This is a genomic window from Bradyrhizobium uaiense (genome assembly GCF_010811875.1).
GTDB classification, from domain to species: domain Bacteria; phylum Pseudomonadota; class Alphaproteobacteria; order Rhizobiales; family Xanthobacteraceae; genus Bradyrhizobium; species Bradyrhizobium uaiense.
On the sequence record NZ_VKHP01001103.1, the window covers coordinates 1 to 237 of the forward strand.

The following is a 237-nucleotide window of genomic DNA, read 5'->3' on the forward strand; positions in this document are numbered from 1 at the left end:
CGAGAGTGACGACGGCCCGGTAATTCCGGGCCGTTTTTTCGAAGCGGGTTGCGACACGTCGGAACTGCTTGAGCTTTGAGAAGCAGCATTCGACGAGATGACGCTGGGCGTAGAGATGCTTGTCGAGCGGATGCTTGAGTGCGCGTGACGGATTGTTGGGGATGACGGCGAGCGCGCCCTTGGCTGCGATGGCCTGACGCAAGTGATCGGCGTCATAGGCTGTATCGGCCATGACGA

General features: G+C 59.9%; 1 protein-coding gene. It reads right to left on the reverse strand.

The window, feature by feature from the left end; all coding sequences use genetic code 11:
* The coding region (locus tag FNJ47_RS48955) for a transposase (protein ID WP_163163852.1) at positions 1–237 on the reverse strand (237 nt) is incomplete at both ends.